The following is a 277-nucleotide window of genomic DNA, read 5'->3' on the forward strand; positions in this document are numbered from 1 at the left end:
TGACCTCGACCTTGGCAAGGTCGCGCTCTACCAGCTGAGCTAATGTCGCCTATGCAATTAAGCGTTGCATCACGCTTTGTAAAAATTGGTTGCGGGAGCCGGATTTGAACCGACGACCTTCGGGTTATGAGCCCGACGAGCTACCAGACTGCTCCATCCCGCGTCCGTAACATCAATTATGCTTGATGTGGGCAAAACTTGGAGCGACATACGAGGTTCGAACTCGTGACCTCGACCTTGGCAAGGTCGCGCTCTACCAGCTGAGCTAATGTCGCCT

Annotated in this window: 2 tRNA genes; both read right to left on the reverse strand. The window is 53.8% G+C overall.

The features are described from left to right. Positions 1-86 precede the first annotated feature (86 nt). Positions 87-163 (reverse strand) — tRNA-Met (locus BZJ21_RS15850). Positions 164-199: 36 nt separating this feature from the next. Next, positions 200-275, reverse strand: a tRNA-Gly gene (locus tag BZJ21_RS15855). Positions 276-277 lie beyond the last annotated feature (2 nt).

Origin of the sequence: Salinivibrio costicola subsp. alcaliphilus (assembly GCF_001996185.1) — a bacterium.
Classification (GTDB): domain Bacteria; phylum Pseudomonadota; class Gammaproteobacteria; order Enterobacterales; family Vibrionaceae; genus Salinivibrio; species Salinivibrio costicola.